Source organism: Streptococcus parapneumoniae, assembly GCF_037076355.1.
Lineage (GTDB): Bacteria > Bacillota > Bacilli > Lactobacillales > Streptococcaceae > Streptococcus > Streptococcus parapneumoniae.
The window spans coordinates 822732-845728 of the sequence record NZ_AP026968.1; the positions used below are offsets into that span (position 1 = coordinate 822732).

Genomic DNA, 22997 nt, shown 5'->3' on the forward strand with positions numbered 1-22997 from the left:
ATCTGGCTTTTTGACTACTTGTTTCAACTGATAAAAGATTAGAATTGTCAAAACAATCTGTCTAGGCTTGATTTTATCCCTTATTTACTATAAAATGAGAAGGAAAAACGTCAAACTTTTATATTGCAAATAGGAGAAAACATGACAAAAACATTAAAACGTCCTGAGGTTTTATCACCTGCAGGGACTTTAGAGAAGCTAAAGGTAGCTGTTCAATATGGAGCAGATGCTGTCTTTATCGGTGGTCAGGCCTATGGTCTCCGTAGTCGTGCAGGTAACTTTACCTTTGAACAGATGGAAGAAGGCGTCCAGTTTGCTGCCAAGTACGGTGCCAAAGTCTATGTAGCTGCCAACATGGTTATGCACGAAGGAAATGAAGCTGGTGCTGGTGAGTGGTTCCGTAAACTACGTGATATCGGAATCGCTGCAGTTATCGTGTCTGACCCAGCCTTGATTATGATTGCAGCGACTGAAGCGCCTGGTCTTGAAATCCACCTCTCTACCCAAGCAAGTGCGACTAACTATGAAACTCTTGAGTTCTGGAAAGAACTAGGCTTAACTCGTGTCGTTTTGGCGCGTGAGGTTTCAATGGAAGAATTGGCAGAAATTCGCAAACGTACAGATGTTGAGATTGAAGCCTTTGTCCATGGAGCTATGTGTATTTCATACTCTGGTCGTTGTACACTTTCAAACCACATGAGTATGCGTGATGCCAACCGTGGTGGATGTTCTCAGTCTTGCCGTTGGAAATACGACCTTTACGATATGCCATTTGGTCAAGAACGCAAGAGCTTGAAGGGTGAAATTCCAGAAGAATTTTCAATGTCAGCTGTTGACATGTCCATGATTGACCATATTCCAGATATGATTGAAAATGGTGTGGACAGTCTAAAAATCGAAGGACGTATGAAGTCTATTCACTACGTATCAACAGTAACCAACTGCTACAAGGCGGCTGTGGATGCCTATCTTGAAAGTCCTGAAAAGTTTGAATCTATCAAACAAGACTTGATTGATGAGATGTGGAAGGTTGCCCAACGTGAATTAGCAACAGGTTTCTACTATGGTACACCATCTGAAAATGAGCAGTTATTCGGTGCTCGTCGTAAAATTCCTGAGTACAAGTTTGTCGCTGAAGTGGTTTCCTATGATGACGCGACACAAACAGCAACCATTCGCCAACGGAACGTTATTAACGAAGGCGACCAAGTTGAGTTTTATGGTCCAGGTTTCCGTCATTTTGAAACTTATATTGAAGATTTGCACGATGCTAAAGGCAATAAAATCGACCGTGCTCCAAATCCAATGGAACTATTGACTATTAAGGTGCCTCAACCTGTTCAAGCAGGAGACATGGTTCGTGCATTAAAAGAAGGACTCATCAATCTCTACAAAGAAGATGGAACTAGTGTCACAGTTCGAGCTTAATGTAGTTGTTTAGTTTTAAAAAATTATGCAAAGCTCCATATACAACACTTAAACGAGATTAAAGAATGGCGAAATCCCTTGATGTGCAAGGGATTAGCTGTCCTTTTTTATTTTTTAAGTGATAAAGTCGGAGTTTAGGTATCCAAAGCCTATCAAATTAAACAAAGAAGCGATGTCTTAGATATTTTGAAAAAAATTGAATAAGCAGAAAACTCTCTATCTTTTGTGGTAAAGAGTTTTTGTTAATAAAACTTTACAAAATGACATTTATATATTGCATTAAGTTGGATATATGATATAATGATGTTAAAAAGAGGCGCAACTTTTTAAAATTATAAGGAGGACGCAGGTGGCTAAAAATTTAAAATTAAAATTAGCTCGTGTAGAGCTTGATTTAACTCAAGGTCAACTGGCAGAGGCTGTGGGGGTGACGCGCCAGACTATTGGTTTGATAGAGGCGGGAAAATACAATCCCAGTCTCTCGCTCTGCCAGTCCATTTGCAGATGTTTAGGGAAAAGCCTAGACCAACTATTTTGGGAGGAAGAAGATGGTAAATAAATTTATTCATTATCAATTACTTGACGAAAGAGAAGAACAACTAATCAATAAAGCTGGGGCAGAATCCTTTTCCCTCTTTATTGGGCTGGTGCTTCTAAGCTATTTGGTGGCAGTGTTGGCTCCATCTCTTTTTAATCCGAATTTTCTAGTCTATACTCTGATAGTAGGAATTTTCTTCTTTTTCAATCGTGCCCGTTATCTGGGAGTGACCTACTATAGTCGTTTTCATTTTACGATTTTGGGTTGTTTTTTCCTAACCTTGGCTATTACGGCTCTTTTGATGTTGCAGAATTATCAATTCAACATAGAAATTTATCAGCACAATCCTTTGAACGTTAAATACCTATCTGCTTGGGCGATTACTTATGTCATTTACCTTCCATGGGTCTTTATTGGCAATCTTGGTCTGAAGAGCTATGGCGAATGGGCGCAGAAAAAATTTGAACAAGATATGGATGAACTGGAGAGTGGTGAATAGCTTGTTACTCTTTTCTCAATACAGGTAAAATGTGATATAATAGTACTAATTTATTGAAATGCTTGAAAGTTTTTGAAAATTTTCATGTATTTCTAGTTAAGGAAGTAGGAAAAGTATGTATCCAGATGATAGTTTGACATTGCACACGGACTTGTACCAGATTAACATGATGCAGGTTTACTTTGACCAAGGGATTCACAATAAAAAGGCGGTCTTTGAGGTTTATTTCCGCCAACAGCCTTTTAAGAACGGCTATGCGGTTTTTGCTGGTTTGGAAAGAATTGTGAATTATCTTGAAGACTTGCGTTTTTCAGATAGTGATATTGCCTATTTGGAGTTGCTAGGCTATCATGGAGCATTCTTGGACTACCTCCGCAATTTCAAGTTGGAGTTGACCGTTCGTTCTGCCCAAGAAGGGGACTTGGTTTTTGCTAATGAACCGATTGTGCAGGTGGAAGGCCCTCTAGCCCAATGTCAGTTGGTCGAAACGGCTCTTTTGAACATCGTTAACTACCAGACCTTGGTGGCGACAAAGGCAGCTCGTATTCGTTCGGTTATAGAAGATGAACCTTTGATGGAGTTTGGGACACGTCGGGCGCAAGAGATGGATGCGGCTATCTGGGGAACACGCGCAGCGGTGATTGGTGGTGCCAATGGAACGAGCAATGTGCGTGCTGGTAAACTCTTTGACATTCCTGTCTTGGGGACCCATGCCCATTCCTTGGTGCAGGTTTATGGCAATGATTATGAAGCTTTCAAGGCTTATGCTGCGACCCACAAAAATTGCGTCTTTCTTGTGGATACCTATGACACCCTTCGCATCGGTGTACCAGCTGCCATTCAGGTAGCTCGTGAGCTGGGCGACCAGATTAACTTTATGGGTGTTCGGATTGACTCTGGGGATATTGCCTACATTTCTAAGAAAGTCCGTCAGCAACTGGACGAGGCTGGATTTACAGAGGCTAAGATTTATGCTTCTAATGATTTGGATGAAAATACCATCCTCAACCTCAAGATGCAAAAGGCCAAGATTGATGTCTGGGGTGTGGGAACCAAGCTGATTACAGCCTATGACCAGCCAGCTCTTGGGGCAGTTTATAAGATTGTTGCCATCGAAGATGAAAATGGTAACATGCGCAATACCATCAAGCTGTCTAATAATGCGGAAAAAGTGTCTACGCCAGGTAAGAAGCAGGTGTGGCGCATTACCAGTCGTGAAAAAGGCAAGTCAGAGGGTGACTACATCACTTATGATGGTGTGGATGTGAGCGACATGACAGAAATCAAGATGTTCCATCCGACTTATACCTACATCAAGAAGACTGTTCGTAATTTTGATGCCGTTCCTCTCTTGGTGGATATCTTTAAAGACGGAAAATTGATTTACAAGCTGCCTAGCTTGACTGAGATTCAGGACTATGCTCGTAAGGAATTTGACAAGCTTTGGGATGAGTACAAGCGCGTGCTCAATCCGCAACATTATCCAGTAGATTTGGCGCGTGATGTATGGCAAGACAAGATGGACTTGATTGATAAGATGCGCAAGGAAGCCCTCGGTGAAGGAGAAGAAGAATGAGTTTGCAAGAAACGATTATCCAAGAGCTGGGTGTCAAACCAGTGATTGATGCCCAGGAAGAAATCCGTCGTTCTATTGATTTCTTAAAAAGATATTTGAAAAAACATCCCTTCCTAAAAACCTTTGTACTAGGGATTTCTGGAGGGCAGGACTCGACTTTGGCAGGTCGTTTGGCTCAACTAGCTATGGAAGAACTGCGAGCAGAGACGGGCGATGATAGCTACAAATTTATCGCTGTCCGCCTGCCTTATGGAGTGCAAGCTGATGAAGCAGATGCTCAAAAAGCCCTAGCCTTCATTCAGCCAGATATCAGTTTAGTGGTGAATATCAAGGAGTCTGCAGATGCTATGACAGCTGCAGTTGAAGCGACAGGTAGTCCTGTTTCAGATTTCAACAAGGGAAATATCAAGGCACGTTGCCGTATGATTGCTCAGTATGCCCTTGCAGGTGCTCATAGTGGAGCGGTCATTGGAACAGACCATGCTGCGGAAAATATCACAGGTTTCTTTACCAAGTTTGGTGACGGAGGTGCAGATATTTTACCCCTTTTCCGCCTCAATAAACGTCAAGGAAAACAACTTTTGCAGGAACTTGGTGCAGACCCAGCCCTTTATGAAAAGATCCCAACAGCAGACCTAGAAGAAGACAAACCAGGCCTAGCTGATGAAGTTGCACTTGGAGTCACCTATGCAGAGATTGACGACTATCTGGAAGGCAAAACAATCAGCCCAGAAGCTCAAGCGACCATTGAAAACTGGTGGCACAAAGGCCAACACAAACGCCACCTACCCATCACTGTATTTGATGACTTTTGGGAGTAAAAAGGTCCGGGGGACCTTTTTAGCTTCTTGCCCTGAAATTAAAAAGCAAGAAAAACCTCCAGTGGAGGTTTTTACCCTGAGCACAGAAATAAGTAAGCGAAGAAGGTCCGGGGGATCTTTTTAGCCTCTTGCCTAGAAACTGGGGAGCAAGAATAGCCTCCAGTGGAGGTTTTCAGCCTCTCATCTTGAAATGAGAAAGCGAAGAAGGTCTGTGGGACCTTTTTAGCTTATAACCTTGAGATTCGGAATCAAAGCAAGTTTCAATGGAGATTGGACATCGAATCATCTATCAGAAAGCGAGGTAGTATCGTGAAATCTATCGGTACACAAACATTACAGACAGAACGTTTGATTTTAAGAAGATTTGTGGATAGTGATGCGGAAGCCATGTTTCAAAATTGGGCTTCGTCTGCTGAGAATCTGACCTATGTCACCTGGGATCCTCATCCTGATGTCGAGGTGACTCGAAACTCCATTCGTAATTGGGTTGGCTCCTATACAAATCCCAACTATTACAAATGGGCTATTTGTCTCAAAGAAAACCCTAAGCAAGTGATAGGAGATATTAGCATCGTTGAAATGAATGAGAATGATTCTTCTTGTGAAATTGGGTATATTTTAGGAAAAAACTATTGGGGTTGTGGCATGATGACGGAGGCCTTGAAAGCTGTGTTAGACTTTTGTTTTACTCAAGTAGAATTTCAAAAAGTCAAGGCACGTTATGCCAGTCTCAATCCAGCTTCAGGTCGTGTCATGGAAAAGGCTGGAATGTCCTATCTAAAAACTGTTGCAAATGGGGTGGAGAGAAAGTGCTATCTTGCGGACCTTATTTATTATCAGATAAGCAGGGAAGACAAGTGATTTTCTTTTCTGTTTTCATTGAAGTCAACTATTTATTGTAAATATAATAATTGACATCCCAAGTTTATTTGCAACTTTAAAATAGCATATTGATTAGTACAAGACAGATGTTCTAGTTCCTTCTTTAATCTTGTTTAGTATTAGTTAAAAAATCTCTTTGTAGTAACTTTTAGAAGGAGGATGTAATGGCAAAATCTAATACCAATAAGCGCTATGCATTACGTAAACTCGGAAAGATTTTTGGTTCTGTGATAGTCGGGCTAACTTTATTTTTAGGAGGAATCCTGAATACAAGTTTTGTTCATGCTGATGGAACAGGAGTGACATTTATTAAAGACGATACCCGCCGTAAAGGAGAGGAACCGGAGACTGATGTTGATGAAGTAGGAAATATTATTGTTAAGGTTCCGGCTAAGGATAGCGTTGAAACAAAAGTAATTCCAATCGAAACAGAATATCTCGATGACCCAACTCTTGATAAAGGATAGCAAGTGGAGGAAATACCAGGAAAAGCTGGAGAAGTAACGATTATTACAACCTATACTGTAGATGAAGAAGATGGTACAGTCACTGAGCATACCTCTCGTCAAACAAGAAAAGAGATGGAGAAAAGACGTATAAAGAGAGGGACACGAGAACCTGAAAAAGTTGTTGTTCCTGCACAACCATCTACTCCTTCATATTTTGCGTCTGTTACATCTAACCAAGGAACAGATGCAACAGTAGAACCAGCTAAACCAGTTGCTCCAACAACAGGCTGGAAACAAGAAAATGGTATGTGGTATTTTTATAACACTGATGGTTCCCTAGCAACAGGTTAGGTACAAAATAATGGTTCATGGTACTACCTCAACAGCAACGGTTCTATGAAAGCCAATCAATGGTTCCAAGTTGGTGGTAAATGGTATTATGTAAATGCATCGGGTGAGCTAGCGGTCAATACAAGTATAGATGGCTATAGAGTCAATGATAATGGTGAATGGGTGCGTTAACAGATTCCTCCCTGCGACACAATTGATAATAGTATGTCTGAATATATAATTATGTATAAAAAGCTATAGATAAGATCATCTTATAGCGACTATAAAAAAGTGAACAAGCCTAGTCTTCTGTACATTAGAATTCAGGTTTGTTCACTTTTTGTTTAAGTCTTTGATTTTGAGACTGAGAGAATGACAGTCACAGTAGGGGATGAGTCTGAAACAAGCTATAATAGTCTCTTGGGAAGGTAGATATTAGTGATTGATATATTGATTTCTATGTGTCTTGCTTTTTGATTTACAAACAGCGAAGAAAATATAGGAAGCTGAAATAAAATATAGATGAAACAATTTGGAGAGTCAACGCAATATATGGCAATATTTTCGAAGCTAGGGGGAAGCATTTTAATTTCAATGTACTAGGCATCCTCTACAGCTAGCTAGAGTTTCAATTGTAGATGTTCTTTGAAATAATATCTTAGCGATTTATTGGTATTAGAAGATTTAGAGAAATTCTTTCTCAATAAATAAACATGGCATCGCCAAAACTAAAGAAGCGATAGTGTTCTTGGATGGCATGGTGGTAGGCATCTAAGACTAATTCACGGCCAGCAAAGGCAGAAACCAACATGACCAGAGTTGATTTTGGCAGATGGAAGTTGGTTGAAAAGGCATCCACGACCTTCCATTCATAGCCAGGTTTGATAAAGATATTGGTCCAGCCAGAATCTGCTTGGATTTGCCCATCAAACTTGGAACCAATAGTCTCCAAGGTGCGGATAGAAGTGGTTCCGACAGCGATGACGCGACCACCATTTTCCTTAACAGAGCGAAGGGTTGCAGCTGCTTCCTCAGAAAGTTGGTAAAATTCTGAGTGCATTTCGTGTTCGTCCAGATTGTCAACTGAAACGGGTCTAAAGGTTCCGAGTCCGACATGAAGAGTCAGATAGACTAGATGAACACCCTTAGCTTGGATTTCTGCCAGCAGCTCTTTGGTGAAGTGAAGACCAGCAGTTGGTGCTGCAGCAGAGCCACTTTCCTTGGCGTAAACAGTTTGATAGCGTTCGCGGTCATCCAGTTTTTCGTGGATATAAGGTGGCAGAGGCATTTCTCCCAGACTTTCCAAAACTTCTAGGAAAATTCCTTGGTATTCGAAGCGGACAATACGGCCCCCATGGGTCAATTCTTCTGTAACGACAGCGCTGAGGCGACCATCACCAAAGCTGACGCGAGTGCCAACCTTGAGGCGCTTGGCAGGTTTAGCCAGAACCTCCCACTCATCTCCAGTAGTATTTTTGAGTAGGAGAAGTTCCACATGACCTCCTGTCTCCTCTTTTTGACCATAGAGGCGAGCGGGGAGAACTCGGGTGTCGTTCATGACAAGGGCATCACCAGGTTCAAGCATATCAATAATAGAGTGGAAGTGTTTGTCCTGCATTGCTCCCGTCTCACGGTTGACAATGAGGAGTTTAGAGGCATCACGTTTTTCAAGGGGCGTTTGGGCAATCAATTCCTCGGGTAAGTGGAAATCAAAATCAGCTGTATTCATATATCTGTTCATTCTTTCTAAGTTCTAATCCTATCCATTATAACATGTTTCAAGTATAGTCGCTCTTTTTTTAGAAATTAAATCGTTTTCACTTGACAAAAATTGGTCTATACCATATAATAAATATAGACAGAAATGGAGGATGAAAAGATGAAAGTTATTAAAGTTGAAAACCAAGTTGAAGGTGGAAAAGTTGCTTTTGAGATTTTGAAGGAAAAATTGGCCAACGGAGCTCAAACCCTAGGACTTGCTACAGGAAGTAGCCCACTTGAATTTTACAAGGAAATTGTTGAGAGTGACCTCGATTTTTCAAATCTAACCAGTGTCAACCTTGATGAGTATGTAGGCCTTGATGGCGACAATCCTCAGTCTTATCGTCACTTCATGCAAGAAAACTTGTTCAACCAAAAACCATTTAAAGAAAGTTTCTTGCCTCGTGGTGTTAAGGACAATGCTGAAGCTGAAGTTGAACGCTACAACCAAATTTTGGCTGACCATCCAGTTGACCTGCAAATCTTGGGAATCGGTCGCAATGGACATATCGGATTTAATGAGCCTGGTACTCCATTTGACAGTCAAACGCATCTAGTAGAACTTGACCAGTCTACTATCGAAGCCAATGCGCGCTTCTTTGACAAGATTGAAGACGTCCCAACCCAAGCTATTTCAATGGGGATTAAAAACATTTTGGATGCCAAGTCTATTATTCTTTTTGCTTACGGTGAGTCGAAAGCAGAAGCCATTGCCGGAACAGTGTCTGGCCCAGTGACTGAGTCTCTACCAGCAAGTAGCTTGCAAAACCACCCTGATGTGACCATCATTGCAGATGCTGAAGCGCTCAGCTTACTTGAAAAATAAAAAAGCAATGTTCTATTGAACGCTTTCAACTCTTGTATAAATGTAAGAAAAAATCAAAATTAAACCGCATTTTTGCTTGACAATTATTCCTTTTACGTGTAGAATAAAATAGATATTGAACTTGAAGGGAGTGAAAAAAATGTCTAAAACAGTAGTACGTAAGAATGAATCTCTTGACGACGCACTTCGTCGTTTCAAACGTGCGGTTACTAAAGCTGGTACTCTTCAAGAAACACGCAAACGTGAATTCTATGAAAAACCTTCTGTAAAACGTAAACGTAAATCAGAAGCAGCTCGTAAACGTAAAAAATTCTAATTAGAAATGAAAGGCTAGAGAAATCTAGTCCTTTTTCTTTTAATACTCTTCGAAAATCTCTTCAAACCACGTCAACGTCGCCTTGCCGTAGATATGGTTACTGACTTCGTCAGTTCTATCCACAACCTCAAAACAGTGTTTTGAGCTGACTTCGTCAGTCTTATCTACAACCTCAAAGCAGTGCTTTGAGCAACCTGCGGCTAGTTTCCTAGTTTGCTCTTTGATTTTCATTGAGTATAAATAAATACTCCAAAGCCTGCAAAAATCTGAAACTTCCTCCTACAATTTGATATAATAGAGAGAAGAACTCATTTGAAGGAGGAAATGATGTCGGTTTTAGTAAAAGAAGTGATTGAAAAGCTTAGACTAGACATTGTCTATGGCGAACCAGAATTGCTTGAAAAGGAAATCAATACAGCGGATATTACGCGACCTGGTCTTGAAATGACAGGCTATTTTGACTACTACACGCCAGAGCGGATTCAACTTTTGGGGATGAAGGAGTGGTCTTATCTGATCAGTATGCCTTCCAACAGCCGTTATGAAGTTTTGAAAAAAATGTTTCTACCTGAGACACCAGCGGTCATTGTTGCCCGTGGTTTGGTAGTTCCAGAGGAGATGTTAAAGGCAGCCAGAGAATGTAAGATTGCCATTTTAACCAGCCGTACAGCTACTAGTCGTTTGTCTGGAGAGTTATCTAGCTATCTGGATTCTCGTTTGGCAGAACGTACCAGTGTACACGGTGTCTTGATGGATATCTATGGGATGGGTGTCTTGATTCAGGGAGATAGTGGAATTGGTAAGAGCGAGACAGGTCTTGAGCTTGTCAAACGTGGTCACCGCTTGGTAGCCGATGACCGTGTCGATATCTTTGCCAAGGATGAGATTACTCTCTGGGGTGAACCAGCTGAAATTTTGAAACACTTGATTGAAATTCGTGGGGTTGGGATTATCGATGTCATGAGCCTCTACGGTGCCAGTGCTGTCAAGGATTCTTCACAGGTTCAGCTGGCTGTTTACTTGGAAAATTATGATACACATAAGACTTTTGATCGTCTTGGAAACAATGCAGAGGAATTAGAAATTTCTGGCGTAGCCATTCCTCGTATCCGTATTCCAGTTAAAACAGGTCGTAATATTTCTGTCGTGATTGAGGCAGCTGCCATGAATTATCGTGCCAAGGAAATGGGCTTTGATGCGACCCGTTTGTTCGAAGAACGACTGACCAATCTCATCGCTCGAAATGAGGTGCCTAATGCTTGATCCGATTGCTATTCAACTAGGCCCTCTAGCCATTCGTTGGTATGCCTTATGTATTGTGACAGGCTTAATTCTGGCGGTTTATTTGACCATGAAAGAAGCGCCTAGAAAGAAGATCATACCAGACGATATTTTAGATTTTATCTTGATAGCCTTTCCCTTGGCTATTTTAGGAGCTCGTCTCTACTATGTTATTTTCCGTTTGGATTACTATAGTCAGAATGTAGGAGAAATTTTTGCCATTTGGAATGGTGGTTTGGCCATCTACGGTGGTTTGATAACTGGGGCTCTTGTACTCTATATCTTTGCTGATCGCAAACTCATCAACACTTGGGATTTCCTAGATATTGCGGCGCCTAGCGTCATGATAGCCCAAAGTTTGGGTCGCTGGGGCAATTTCTTTAACCAAGAAGCTTATGGTGCAGCAGTGGATAATCTGGATTATCTACCTGGCTTTATTCGTGACCAGATGTATATAGAGGGGAGCTACCGTCAACCGACCTTCCTTTATGAGTCTCTATGGAATCTACTTGGCTTTGTCTTGATTCTGATTGTCAGAAGAAAATGGAAGAGTCTCAGACGAGGCCATATCACGGCCTTCTACTTGATTTGGTATGGTTTCGGTCGTATGGTTATCGAAGGAATGCGAACAGATAGCCTCATGTTCTTTGGACTTCGAGTGTCTCAATGGCTATCAGTTGTCCTTATCGGTCTCGGTATTTTTATCGTTCTATATCAAAATCGAAAGAAGGCCCCTTACTATGTTACAGAGGAGGAAAAGTAAATGTTAGAAGTTGCATATATTCTTGTTGCCCTAGCTTTGATTGTCTTTTTAGTCTATCTAATCATTACTGTACAAAAGCTTGGACGTGTGATCGATGAAACAGAGAAGACGATTAAAACCTTGACTTCAGATGTGGATGTGACCTTGCATCATACCAATGAGTTGCTGGCTAAGGTTAATGTCTTGGCAGATGATATCAATGTCAAGATGGCAACGATTGATCCACTCTTTAGTGCTGTTGCTGATTTATCTCTATCTGTTTCAGACCTCAATGACCATGCGCGTGTCTTGAGCAAGAAAGCTTCATCAGCTGGTTCAAAAACACTCAAGACTGGGGCAAGTTTGTCAGCTCTTCGTCTTGCAAGTAAATTTTTAAAAAAATAAAAAAGGAGAAACCTTATGGGTAAACTATCCTCTATCCTTTTAGGAACCGTTTCAGGTGCAGCTCTTGCCTTGTTTTTAACAAGCGATAAGGGCAAACAAATTTGCAGTCAGGCTCAAGATTTTCTAGATGATTTGAGAGAAGATCCTGAGTATGCCAAGGAGCAGGTCTGTGAAAAACTGACAGAAGTTAAGGAGCAGGCTACAGATTTTGTTCTGAAAACCAAAGAACAGGTTGAGTCAGGTGAAATCACTGTGGACAGTGTACTTGCTCAAGCTAAATCCTATGCTTTTCAAGCGACAGAAGCATCAAAAGATCGATTTAATAATCTCAAGGAGCAATGGCAAGAAAAGGCCGAAGCTCTTGATGACTCAGAAGAGATTGTGATTGATATAACAGAAGAATAAAAGAAATAGTAACTATTCTAGGTCCTATAAACTCTCTAGTGGATTATACCTCTATAGAGCTTATAGGTTTTTTTATGTGGATAAAACCTTAAATAAAAGAAATTTAATGATTTTTGAAAGTAGATAAGTATAATCTACTTTTTTGTGAATAGAGTTGCTTTTAAAAAATATCAACATATTCACAATGTTATACTTAAATATACAATATTTCTCGAATTTTAAAGAATATAAGGCAAAATATTTGATTAAGTATGTAGAAAATAGTATAATTTAGCTGTGATAGCTGTGATAGCTGTGATAGCTGTGATAGCTGTGATAGCTGTGATAGCTGTGATAGCTGTGATAGCTGTGATAGCTGTGATAGCTGTGATAGCTGTGATAGCTGTGATAGCTGTGATAGCTGTGATGTTATTTGCTAATAGCAATCATCATAGTGATTTTTGTAACTTAACTCTTTTTAAGGAGTTGAAGTTATAAAGATTGCTTTTTTATTATATTTTCCTTAGGAGGAGAAATGGAACACAAATCGAATTCATATAAAGTAAATCGACAGCAACGTGAAAAGGTACTGCGCTTTTCGATTCGTAAATATAGCTTTGGTGCTGCTTCAGTAGCTGTTGCGGCATTGATGTTTTTGTCTGGGCATCAGGCTGTTCGAGTTGAGGCTGCTCAAGTTTCAGATACTACTGAAGCACCGGTTATCCCAGATAAAGAAGAGGCTCATACTGCTACAATAGTAGATTTGCCTAAAACAGAAGATTCTCTAACTACAGATAAAGAAGAAAAATCACCAAGCACAGCTGAGAATCCGGCTGAGGCTTTATCTGAGAAACTGCCTGAAACTTCAACTGAGAATGCATCTGAAAACGAGACTACTGCCCTTGATAAAGAAGTAGTTGAAAAACAAACATTAGATAAGACTAAATTACAAGCTAATATTACAAAAGTTCAAGAACTCTTGGATAAAGTCAACAAGGAAAAAGCTCCAGCTTCAACTCTTGCTGCAATCCAGGCAGATTTAGAAACAGCTAATAGTGTGCTTAATAACAATAGTCTTGAATTGACACAAGCTGAAGTAGATGCGGCAGCTAAAACGCTTAGCGATAAATTGTTTATATTATCTTCAATGCCTAAGATTGGCACTCCTGAAAAAGTAGTAAAAGAAGGCAAAAATACGATTGCTAATACTGGGTCTCGTGATTCACGTAATGGCGAAACCATGGAAGAAGGATCTGATCTTCGCTCAGCACCTATTGATAAAAATACCAAACGTGGTGAATTAGGAATCGTTGTAGCCAACTCTGGATTTATTACAGGATATGCAACACCATCTTCAAAAATTGAGATTAAGAGAAATGGTACAACTGTGCTGACTTCTAAATTAGATGACACAGGAGCCTTCAAATTAAATGCTCCAGGTATTGAAGTTGGAGATGTTGTTGAATTAGTGGTTAATGGACAGACTGTTACTACTACTACAGTAAAACAAACAGATACAGTAGCTTTTAATGATAGTTTAGCAGGAATTGCACAAGTTGATGGATATACAGCGGCAGAAGCTGATGTAGAAGTATCAATCGGCGGAAGAAAATACACAACTAGATCACAATCAAATGGATACTTCACAGTCAATGTTGATACGAACTTAATGGTAAACGATGCCGTTGTTACAACTGTTATCAAAAAGAATGGTCAAGAAGTTGGTCGTGGAACAAGTACAGTACGTAACACGAAAGTAACAGACTTCGGGGTTGGTTGGATTAAAAACCCGATGATTGATTATTCGCACCGTGATGTATTTTCTCCAGATACGAAACAATATGCATTCGTAAGTAAAGGAACTGCTGATCAAGCGTATGACAATATTCGTGCTTATCGTGAAATGCGTATTGAAAATAATGGGGATAAATATTATTATTGGATATTAGATTCAGGTCCAAGACCAAATGGACTGGCTGGTGTTTCTAAAAAAATTTCACTTGCGATTCCACGTACAGTAGGAGATCCTTATGACTTTACTTATACAAAATACCAAGATGGAAAACAGACTTTCCATAAGGATTATGCTAGTGCAACAGCATGGGAGTATGAAAACTCAACTTTTCGTGCTTATGTAAAAGATGGCGTCCGACGTTCAGGGGCGGCTTATACTGAAAATGTAGACGGATGGCTTAAATATATAAACCCAGAGGCTGGTACTAGACTGACTAATTGGAGATTTAATATTTATCGTAAAAATAGCGGAGATGGTACAGAGCCTGACAACGATGCCTTTTCTCGTGTTAGTGATATATTGGGAATTCGTAAAGATGGTCTTGAATACAATCTTGTTCGAGGTGTTATAGAAGATAGATGGAGGATATACAGAGGGTGGATATAGACGCTATAGAACTGGTGAAAATGCAATTATCGGTGTATTACCGTTGAAACCAGACGAAGCAGCGAAATATGATCTTAAACCAGTATCTAAAGAGCAAACAACTAATAAAGGTGTCGTTCCACCTGCTATTAATAGTATTGCTAATACAAAAGACTTACCTGCTGGTACAACATACCGTTGGTTTAAAGATCCAGATGTATCAAGACCTACAGTACCAAATGCACCTGTGTATGGTAAAGTGGAAGTCATTATTCCAGAACGTGGAACATTTATTGTAGATGCACCTATTCATGTTACAGAGGATAAGGCAAAAACACCAGAAGCTCCATCAGCAACAGCAAAAGAAGATGGATCTGTAACAGCAAAACCACAAGATTCAACAAAAGTAGATAAAATTAAAGTTAGCTATACAGATGAAAATGGTTCTAATAAGACAGCTGAAGGAAATAAAGGTGGAAATGGAACATGGACTGTTGTGAACAATCCAGATGTTCAAATTGATGCAAACACAGGTGAAATCACAATCCCAGCTGATAAAGTCAAAGACAATACAGAAGTAACAGCAGTTACAAAAAATGGAAACAGTGATGACTCAACTCCAGCAAAAGCAACTGCAAAGACTCCAAAACCTGAAAAACCAATCTTAACTGCACCAAATAACGGTAATGTAACAGCAAAACCACAAGATTCAGCCAAAGCAGATAAAATTACAGTTACTTATAAAGACGAAGATGGAACAAATGTAACGGTAGTAGGTAATAAAGGAAATGATGGTACATGGACTGTTGTGAACAATCCAGGTGTAACTATTGATTCTAATACAGGTGAAATTACAATTCCAGCTGATAAGGTAAGAGATAATACCGTAGTAACAGCTATCACAAAAAATGGAAATAGTGTTGATTCAGACCCAGCAACAGAAACAGCAAGAGCACCAAAACCTGAAACACCAACAGTAACGGCAAAAGAAGATGGATCTGTAACAGCGAAACCACAAGATCCTGAAAAAGCAGATAAAATTACAGTCACTTACACAGGAGAAGATGATTTACCAAAAGAAGTAGTAGGAACGAAAGACAAATTTGGTCAATGGACTTCAGATGATACAGAAATCAAAATCAATGCAGACACAGGTGAAATTACAATCCCTGCTGAAAAAGTAAAAAATGAAACAGTTGTAAAAGCTATCACGAAAAACGGAACGAGTGATGATTCAGATCCTGCAACAGACAAGGCGAAAACACCAGATAATGAACCACCTATTTTAACACTATCTGCTAACAACCTAAAAGTAGTAGAAGGCGAAACTATAACATTTAGAGTAAAAGCAAAAGATGATAAAAATGTTACTTTTGAAGCGACTGAATTTTTAGCTAAATATTTTAAGAGGTACAATGTTGGAACAACAGGAGTAGTGTCGTCTAGATATGTGAAAAATACAGAAAAAGAAAAAGAAATAGAGATTACAATTAATACTATAGCTGAAGATGTTGGTAAACAAAATACAATTATATTTAACGCAACAGATGATGCAGGAAATAAAGCTACACCAGTGATTTTCTCGTTTGATGTAACACCACGAGATAAGACAGCACCAACTATTTCAGCGGGTGGAGCAACAGTTACAAGTCATGAGGAAATTACGCCAATTCCAGTAACAGCTACAGATAACGATGGCGGAGTTGGAATGCGTGAAGATACTCCAATCGAAGTAACAGGATTACCAGAGGGATTGAAATTTGAAAATAATCAAATCGTAGGAACTCCAACTGGAGCCCCAGGAGTAACAAAAGTAACGATTACAGCTTATGATAAGAATGATAATAAGGCTGAAAAAACTATTGAAATTGTAGTTAAAGGGCAAAATGAGAAGTATAACCCAGTAGGAAAAGACCAAACTGTTCCTAAAAATTCAGTACCTAAGGCAGAAGATAGTATTGCGAATAAAACTGACCTTCCACAAGGAACAAAATATCGTTGGTTAACGCCACCAGATACAAGACAAGGGGGACAAACAGTTTCTGCAATTGTTGTAGTAGAATATCCAGACCAAACAACAGATAACGTTAGTGTGAATATTACTGTGCCTACGAATTTAACAGCAGAAGTTACGAAACCAAATGAAGTTTTGGAGAAACGTGCAGTCGAATCCAAAAAAATTGTAACACCAAATAAAGAGGGTTCAACGATTGCAACACCAGATGAGGTGAATGGATTAACCGTTAATGGAGAAGGTAAATTAACTGGAATACCAAAAGTAGATGATTGGGGCAAAGACGAAGAAAAACGCGCTATCACAATTCCGGTGAAAGTTACAAATGGAACTGAAGAAATCACCGTAAATGTACCAGTTACAATTTTACGTGATACGGATGGAGATGGAGATCCAGACACTACAGATCCAGATGATGACGGTGACAAAATTATGGATGAGGAAGAAAAGAAAAAAGGAACAGATCCGAAAACTCCTGACACACCAGGAAATCCAACGTCATACGGTCTAACAGGAGTAGTGAAACCATCTACCGTTACTGAGAATACAGATGTTGATATACCAGAAGTAGTAAAACCAAATAAAGAAAACTCAACGATAGAAACACCAGCTGAAGTAAATGGCTTGAGAGTTGATAACAATGGTAAATTAACAGGAAGACCAACAGTAAACAAATGGAGTGAAGGTGAAGAAGAACGTGATATTACTATCCCAGTAAAAGTTAAGAACGGTAATGAAGAAGCTAACGTAATTGTACCAGTCACAATTCAACGTGATACAGATGGAGATGGAACACCAGATGTGACAGATACAGATGATGATAACGATGGCATTTCAGATGAAGATGAAAAGAGAAATGGAACAGATCCAAAAGTAGCAAATGGTCTGACAGGAATCGTTACAGCTCCAGATAAAGTGAAAGAAAAAACTCCAGTACCGACGACTTTACCAAAAGTTGTAACGCCAAATAAAGAAGGTTCAACAATTACAACAGAAAATCCAGTAAATGAATTGAAAGTGAATGGAGAAGGTAAATTAGAAGGAACACCAACCGTAAATGATTGGGTTGGCGGAGAAGAAGAACGTAATATCACAATTCCTGTTAAAATTACGAGAGAAAAAGATGGAAATCCAAAAGAGGAAGTTACTGTACATGTGCCAGTCACAATTCAGCGAGACACAGATGGAGACGGAATAGCAGATGTAGACGATTTGGATGATGATAACGATGGAATTTCAGATGAAGATGAAAAGAAAAATGGAACAGATTCAAAAACTGCAGACGGTCTAGCTGTGAAAGTTACAAAACCGAATGTAGTGATGGAGAAAAAAGAAGTCACTCCAAAAGAAGTTGTCACACCAAATAAAAAAGGCGCAACAATTACAACTACTACGCCAGACAATTCAGGAAAAGTGAACGGTCTGACAGTTAATGGAGAAGGTAAATTAACAGGTACACCAACAGTTGACAATTGGGGCGATGATGAAGAAAAAACTATCAACATTCCGGTTAAAGTAACGAGAGAAAAAGATGGTAAAAAAGAAGAAGTTGAGGAAAACGTTCCAGTCACAATCCAACGTGATACAGATGGAGATGGAATTCCAGATGTTTTAGATACAGATGATGACAATGATGGCATTCCAGATGATGTGGAGAAAAGTAATAAAACAAATCCAAAAGTTCCTGATAATCTAACAGCAATAGTTGCTGCACCAACTAAAGTTAAAGAGAAAAGCCCAGTTACTCCAACAAAAGTTGTCACACCGAATATGCCAAATTCAGCAATTACGACAGAAAATCCAATGAATGGCTTGAAAGTCAATAATGAAGGTAACTTAGAAGGAACACCGTCAGTAGATAATTGGAAAAAAGACGAAGAAGAACGTCATATCTTAATTCCGGTTAAAGTAAAAAATGGTGATAAAGAAATCATAGTAAAAGTTCCAGTCACAATCCAACGTGATACAGATGGAGATGGCATCCCTGATTCAGAAGACACAGATGATGATAACGATGGAATCCCAGATACTGTAGAGGATAAAAATGGGACAGATCCAAAAACTGCAAATGACTTAGAAGTAGTAGTTACAAATCCAGAAAAAGTGAAGGAGAAAACTCCAGTTACTCCAACAAAAGTTGTAACACCGAATAAAGAAGGTTCAACGATTGTAACAAATCCAAAAGATGGAACAGGACAAGTGAACGGTCTAAAAGTCAATGATAAAGGTGAACTAGAAGGAAGACCAACAGTAAATGACTGGGGTAAAGATGAAGAAGAACGCCCTATCGACATTCCGGTTAAAGTCACTAAAGTTGTAGAAAAATTCACAGAAAATGGTAAAAAAGAAGTACCGGAAGTAATAGAAAAGACAGTTACAGTTACAATCCAACGTGATACAGATGGAGACGGCGATCCAGATGTTACAGATAAAGATGATGATAACGATGGAATTCCAGATGAGGTTGAAAAAGCGAATGGAACAGATCCGAAAAATGCAAACAACCTAACTGCAAAAGTTTCAGATCCAACTAAAGTTACAGAGAAGACAAAAGTTCCTTCAACATTACCGAGAGTTGTAACACCGAATAAAGACGGTTCAACAATTACAACAGAAAACCCAGTAAATGGATTAAGTGTTGATAAAGATGGTAAATTAACAGGAACACCAAGTGTAACTAATTGGGGTAGTGATGAAGAACTTAAAGTAAATATTCCAGTTAAAGTTAAGAATGGTGATGAAGAAATTCGAGTTGAAGTTCCAGTTATTATTCAACGTGATACAGATGGAGATGGAGATCCAGATGTGACAGATAAAGATGATGATAATGATGGAATTTCAGATGAGGAAGAAAAGAAAAACGGAACAAATCCAAAAGTTGCTACAACACAAACTCCTAAGATAGGAATTACTCAGAAGGATAATGGTGATGTAGTAGTAACACCAACTAAACCAGACGGAACACTTTACTCTAAAGATACGAAGGTAGAAATTCCAGGTGAAAATGGAACAACAATAGTAGTAACGATAGGAGAAGAAGGTTTTGGAACAGTGCCAAATGATCAACTTCCAAAAACAGAAGTACCAGGACAAGGTGTCGTAACAGAGCCAAATAAAGAACCATCAAAACCAGTAGACGTAACAACACCAGCTCGTAAGACACCAACGGTAGAATTGACTCAAAATCCAAGCACAGGAGATGTCACAGTAACACCGAAGAAACCAGACGGTTCCCCATATCCTACAGGAACTACTGTAACAATTCCAGGAAAAGATGGAAAAACGATTGATGTAACAATCGGAAATGATGGAACAGGAACAGTTGCAAATGGTGATTTACCAGAAAGAGATGTACCAGGAACAGCTATCATTAAAGAACCAAATCAAAAACCATCACAACCAGTGGATATTACAACACCGGCTAAAAAGGTTCCAACACTACAATTAGATCAAGATCCAAAAACTGGAGATGTCACAGTAACACCGAAAAAACCAGATGGAACAACATATCCACCAGGAACAAAGGTAGAAATTCCAGGCAAAAACGGAAACCCAATCACTGTAACAATCGGAAAAGATGGTACAGGAAAAGTTCCTAATAATGATTTACCAGAAACAGATACTCCAGGAACAGGTAAGATTAAAGAAGATGGTAAACCAGAGGTAGAGATTAAGGTAGAAACACCGAAAAAAATTGACCCTACTGCGCCAGAAACGGCAGAATTAGGTACAATTGAAATCACAAGAAAACCAAATGGAGATGCTGTAGTTACACCTAAGACCACAGATGGAACAAATTACCCTAAAGATACTAAAGTGAAAATTCCAGGAGAAAATGGAACAAGCATCGTAGTAACAATAGGAGAAAATGGTTCAGGAGAAGTACCGAATGACCAACTTCCAAAATATGAAGTAGAAGGAAAAGGAACAGTAACAGAACCGAATAAGAAACCATCACAACCAGTTGCTGTAACAACACCAGCTCGTAAGACACCAACAGTGGAAATGGAACAAAATCCAAATACAGGAGATGTAACGGTAACGCCTAAGAAACCAGATGGAACACCATATCCAGAAAATACTAAAGTAGAAATTCCAGGAAAAGATGGAAAAACTATTGAAGTAACACTTGACAAAGAAGGAAAAGGTACAGTTCCTAATAATGATTTACCTGATGAGGATACTCCAGGAACAGGTAAGATTAAAGAAGATGGTAAACCAGAGGTAGCTGTCAATGTTGAAACACCGAAAAAAATCAACCCAAATAATCCAGCGACAGAACAACCAACTGAAATTGACATCACAAGAAAACCAAATGGAGATGCCGTAGTTACACCTAAGAAACCAGATGGAACACCATATCAAGCAGGAACGACTGTGAAAATTCCAGGAGAAAATGGAACACCTATTGTTGTAACAATCGGAAAAGATGGTTTTGGATTAGTTCCGAATGACAAACTTCCAAAAGATGAAGTGCCAGGAAAAGGAACAGTAACAGAGCCAGGAGCTAGACCATCACAACCAGTGGATGTGATAACGCCTGCTCGTAAGCCGTCAACTATACGTTTGGATCAAGATCCAAAAACTGGAGATGTAACAGTGATTCCTATGAAGCCAGGTGGAGGAACATATCCATCAGGAACGAAGGTAGAAATACCAGGTAAGAATGAAAATCCAATTGTCGTAACAATTGGGGAAGATGGAAAAGGTACTATTCCTAATAACGACTTACCAGACGGAAATGTACCTGGAACAGGTAAGATTACAGAACCAGGAAAACCAACTACGGAAGCTCAGGTACTAACACCAGGTAAAATCAATCCAATCGCTCCTCAAACAGACCAACCAGGTAAGATTGAAATTACAAGAAATCCAAATGGAGATGCAGTAGTTACACCTAAGAAACCAGATGGAACAACATATCCACCAGGAACAAAAGTAGTTATTCCAGGAGAAAATGGGACACCAATTCTTGTAACGATTGGAGATAACGGCTCAGGAACAGTTCCAAATGATAAACTTCCAAAAGAAGATATTACAGGAAAAGGAATTGTAACAGAACCGAATAAGAAACCGTCACAACCAGTAGCTGTAACGACACCTGCTCGTAAGACTCCAACAGTAGAGCTGACACAAGATCCAGCTACAGGAAATGTCACTGTCACACCGAAAAAACCAGATGGTTCAACATATCCACCAGGAACTACGGTAGAAATTCCAGGGAAAGATGGCAAACCAATCGTTGTACCAATCGGAAATAATGGAACAGGAACAGTTCCAAATAATGATTTACCTGATGAAGATACTCCGGGAACAGGTAGGATTAAGGAACCAGGTAATCCAACAGTTGAAGTGAAGGTAGAAACGCCTGGGAAAATTGATCCTACTGCGCCAGAAACGGCAGAATTAGGTACAATTGAAATCACAATAAAACCAAATGGAGATGCGATTGTTACACCTAAGAAACCAGGTCCAGATGAAACACCGTATCCACCAGGAACTAAGGTGAAAATTCCAGGAGAAAATGGAACATCTATAGTAGTGACAATTGGAAAAGACGGAAAAGGAACTATACCTAATAAAGATTTACCAGATGGAATAGAACCAGGAAAAGGCACGATTACGGAACCAGGAAAAGATCCTGTAGAAGTAATTGTAACAACCCCAGCCCGTAAGACACCAACACTAGATGTTTATCAAGATCCAAATACAGGTGACGTTACAGTAACGCCTAAGAAACCAGATGGTTCAACATATCCACCAGGAACGAAGGTAGAAATTCCAGGTAAGAATGGCACACCAATTGTCGTAATAATTGGACAAGACGGAAAAGCTACAATACCAAACAGTGAATTACCAGACGGTAAAGTTCCAGGTACAGGTAAGATTACTGAACCAGGTCAACCAGCTGTAGAAGTTCCAGTAGAAACTCCAGCTAAGGTAACACCAGCAACACCAACAGATACAATTCCAGTTGCACCAGTGACACCTGATACGCCAGTCCCACCTTCTACTGATGGAGATTCTGGTCAAGATACACCTACACCAACTAGTCCAACTCCAGATGCAGTTACACCGAATGCAGATCATGAAGATACTACAGATGCTAGTGATAACGGAGCTAAATCAAATGATTCTCAAAATGTATTGCCAAATACAGGAACAGAATCAAATGCGACTCTTGCATCTCTAGGACTTCTTGGTATGCTAGGCGGTCTCGGACTTGCTTTTGGAAAGAAAAAAGAAGACTAAAATAAAAATTTAGTCAAATGAACATTCATTCTTTGGTATTGTAAAGACAAACTAGATTGGTTCTGGGAATCGTGTTCGTCATAAAATACAAAGAATGTTTAGATAAAGAAAGC

General features: G+C 39.6%; 17 protein-coding genes and 1 pseudogene. 15 read left to right on the top strand and 3 right to left on the bottom strand.

Annotation, left to right across the window (positions count from 1 at the left end):
- Positions 1-141 precede the first annotated feature (141 nt).
- The 7 genes and pseudogenes from SP4011_RS04280 to SP4011_RS04310 all read left to right on the top strand — a co-directional run.
- Positions 142-1428 carry a peptidase U32 family protein gene (locus SP4011_RS04280; protein WP_055387721.1) on the top strand — a complete coding sequence of 429 codons (1287 nt, stop codon included), beginning with the start codon at positions 142-144 and terminating at the stop codon, positions 1426-1428.
- Between the two features lie 349 nt (positions 1429-1777).
- The gene (locus SP4011_RS04285; protein WP_031223021.1) at positions 1778-1987 is read left to right on the top strand and encodes a helix-turn-helix transcriptional regulator; all 210 of its coding nucleotides are present in this window, start codon (positions 1778-1780) and stop codon (positions 1985-1987) included.
- Positions 1977-2465 (top strand): DUF6773 family protein, encoded by a 489-nt coding sequence (locus SP4011_RS04290; protein WP_000247408.1) that lies wholly within the window; start codon positions 1977-1979, stop codon positions 2463-2465. The genes SP4011_RS04285 and SP4011_RS04290 overlap by 11 nt, the downstream gene beginning before the upstream one ends.
- A gap of 115 nt (positions 2466-2580) precedes the next feature.
- Positions 2581-4041: a nicotinate phosphoribosyltransferase gene (locus SP4011_RS04295; protein WP_338620045.1), complete on the top strand. Its 1461-nt coding sequence runs from the start codon at positions 2581-2583 to the stop codon at positions 4039-4041.
- Complete coding sequence (gene nadE / locus SP4011_RS04300) at positions 4038-4862, top strand: ammonia-dependent NAD(+) synthetase (RefSeq protein WP_338620047.1); 825 nt, start codon at positions 4038-4040, stop codon at positions 4860-4862. Before SP4011_RS04295 ends, nadE begins: the two co-directional genes overlap by 4 nt.
- A gap of 309 nt (positions 4863-5171) precedes the next feature.
- Positions 5172-5723, top strand: coding sequence for a GNAT family N-acetyltransferase (locus SP4011_RS04305; RefSeq protein ID WP_055387720.1), 552 nt, complete (start codon positions 5172-5174; stop codon positions 5721-5723).
- 395 nt (positions 5724-6118) lie between these two features.
- Positions 6119-6715 (top strand): annotated as a pseudogene (locus SP4011_RS04310) (G5 domain-containing protein); the annotation flags it as partial.
- Positions 6716-7223: 508 nt separating this feature from the next.
- Here the strand turns inward: SP4011_RS04310 and queA are convergent.
- Positions 7224-8252 (bottom strand): tRNA preQ1(34) S-adenosylmethionine ribosyltransferase-isomerase QueA, encoded by a 1029-nt coding sequence (gene queA / locus SP4011_RS04315; protein ID WP_173274821.1) that lies wholly within the window; start codon positions 8250-8252, stop codon positions 7224-7226.
- A gap of 150 nt (positions 8253-8402) precedes the next feature.
- Between queA and SP4011_RS04320 the strand changes: the two genes are divergently transcribed.
- Both SP4011_RS04320 and rpsU read left to right on the top strand, forming a co-directional pair.
- Entirely contained in the window at positions 8403-9110 is a 708-nt protein-coding gene (locus SP4011_RS04320; protein ID WP_173274820.1) for a 6-phosphogluconolactonase, read from the top strand.
- A 139-nt stretch (positions 9111-9249) separates the two neighbouring features.
- A complete protein-coding gene (gene rpsU / locus SP4011_RS04325; protein ID WP_000048054.1) occupies positions 9250-9426 on the top strand; it encodes a 30S ribosomal protein S21 in 177 nt (58 codons plus the stop codon).
- Between the two features lie 39 nt (positions 9427-9465).
- Here the strand turns inward: rpsU and SP4011_RS04330 are convergent, their stop codons facing one another.
- On the bottom strand, positions 9466-9657 hold the full coding sequence (locus SP4011_RS04330; RefSeq protein ID WP_240156338.1) for a hypothetical protein: 192 nt from the start codon (positions 9655-9657) through the stop codon (positions 9466-9468).
- 96 nt (positions 9658-9753) lie between these two features.
- Between SP4011_RS04330 and hprK the strand changes: the two genes are divergently transcribed.
- From hprK to SP4011_RS04350, 4 genes are read left to right on the top strand one after another with little or no spacing between them, the layout of a single operon-like run.
- Complete coding sequence (hprK, locus tag SP4011_RS04335; RefSeq protein ID WP_173276081.1) at positions 9754-10689, top strand: HPr(Ser) kinase/phosphatase; 936 nt, start codon at positions 9754-9756, stop codon at positions 10687-10689.
- Positions 10682-11470 carry a prolipoprotein diacylglyceryl transferase gene (gene lgt, locus SP4011_RS04340; RefSeq protein ID WP_173276078.1) on the top strand — a complete coding sequence of 263 codons (789 nt, stop codon included), beginning with the start codon at positions 10682-10684 and terminating at the stop codon, positions 11468-11470. Before hprK ends, lgt begins: the two co-directional genes overlap by 8 nt.
- Positions 11471-11854 (top strand): DUF948 domain-containing protein, encoded by a 384-nt coding sequence (locus SP4011_RS04345; protein ID WP_173276076.1) that lies wholly within the window; start codon positions 11471-11473, stop codon positions 11852-11854.
- A 15-nt stretch (positions 11855-11869) separates the two neighbouring features.
- A complete protein-coding gene (locus SP4011_RS04350; protein WP_173276074.1) occupies positions 11870-12259 on the top strand; it encodes a YtxH domain-containing protein in 390 nt (129 codons plus the stop codon).
- A gap of 245 nt (positions 12260-12504) precedes the next feature.
- Here SP4011_RS04350 and SP4011_RS04355 read toward each other — a convergent pair whose 3' ends face one another.
- Positions 12505-12684, bottom strand: a complete 180-nt coding sequence (locus tag SP4011_RS04355) for a hypothetical protein (RefSeq protein ID WP_338620049.1) — start codon at positions 12682-12684, stop codon at positions 12505-12507.
- Positions 12685-12773: 89 nt separating this feature from the next.
- Here SP4011_RS04355 and SP4011_RS04360 point away from each other — a divergent pair, with 89 nt between their 5' ends.
- Together SP4011_RS04360 and SP4011_RS04365 are read left to right on the top strand one after the other, a co-directional pair.
- Positions 12774-14639 (top strand): YSIRK-type signal peptide-containing protein, encoded by a 1866-nt coding sequence (locus tag SP4011_RS04360; RefSeq protein WP_338620050.1) that lies wholly within the window; start codon positions 12774-12776, stop codon positions 14637-14639.
- 43 nt (positions 14640-14682) lie between these two features.
- Positions 14683-22884, top strand: a complete 8202-nt coding sequence (locus tag SP4011_RS04365; RefSeq protein WP_338620052.1) for an LPXTG cell wall anchor domain-containing protein — start codon at positions 14683-14685, stop codon at positions 22882-22884.
- The last annotated feature ends 113 nt before the right edge of the window (positions 22885-22997 follow it).

Coding starts and splice junctions, on each gene's coding strand:
- SP4011_RS04280 (WP_055387721.1), top strand. CDS start 142: ATGACAAAAACATTAAAACGTCCTGAGGTTTTATCACCTGCAGGGACT.
- SP4011_RS04290 (WP_000247408.1), top strand. CDS start 1,977: ATGGTAAATAAATTTATTCATTATCAATTACTTGACGAAAGAGAAGAA.
- SP4011_RS04295 (WP_338620045.1), top strand. CDS start 2,581: ATGTATCCAGATGATAGTTTGACATTGCACACGGACTTGTACCAGATT.
- nadE (WP_338620047.1), top strand. CDS start 4,038: ATGAGTTTGCAAGAAACGATTATCCAAGAGCTGGGTGTCAAACCAGTG.
- queA (WP_173274821.1), bottom strand. CDS start 8,252: ATGAATACAGCTGATTTTGATTTCCACTTACCCGAGGAATTGATTGCC.
- SP4011_RS04320 (WP_173274820.1), top strand. CDS start 8,403: ATGAAAGTTATTAAAGTTGAAAACCAAGTTGAAGGTGGAAAAGTTGCT.
- rpsU (WP_000048054.1), top strand. CDS start 9,250: ATGTCTAAAACAGTAGTACGTAAGAATGAATCTCTTGACGACGCACTT.
- SP4011_RS04330 (WP_240156338.1), bottom strand. CDS start 9,657: ATGAAAATCAAAGAGCAAACTAGGAAACTAGCCGCAGGTTGCTCAAAG.
- hprK (WP_173276081.1), top strand. CDS start 9,754: ATGTCGGTTTTAGTAAAAGAAGTGATTGAAAAGCTTAGACTAGACATT.
- lgt (WP_173276078.1), top strand. CDS start 10,682: ATGCTTGATCCGATTGCTATTCAACTAGGCCCTCTAGCCATTCGTTGG.
- SP4011_RS04345 (WP_173276076.1), top strand. CDS start 11,471: ATGTTAGAAGTTGCATATATTCTTGTTGCCCTAGCTTTGATTGTCTTT.
- SP4011_RS04350 (WP_173276074.1), top strand. CDS start 11,870: ATGGGTAAACTATCCTCTATCCTTTTAGGAACCGTTTCAGGTGCAGCT.
- SP4011_RS04360 (WP_338620050.1), top strand. CDS start 12,774: ATGGAACACAAATCGAATTCATATAAAGTAAATCGACAGCAACGTGAA.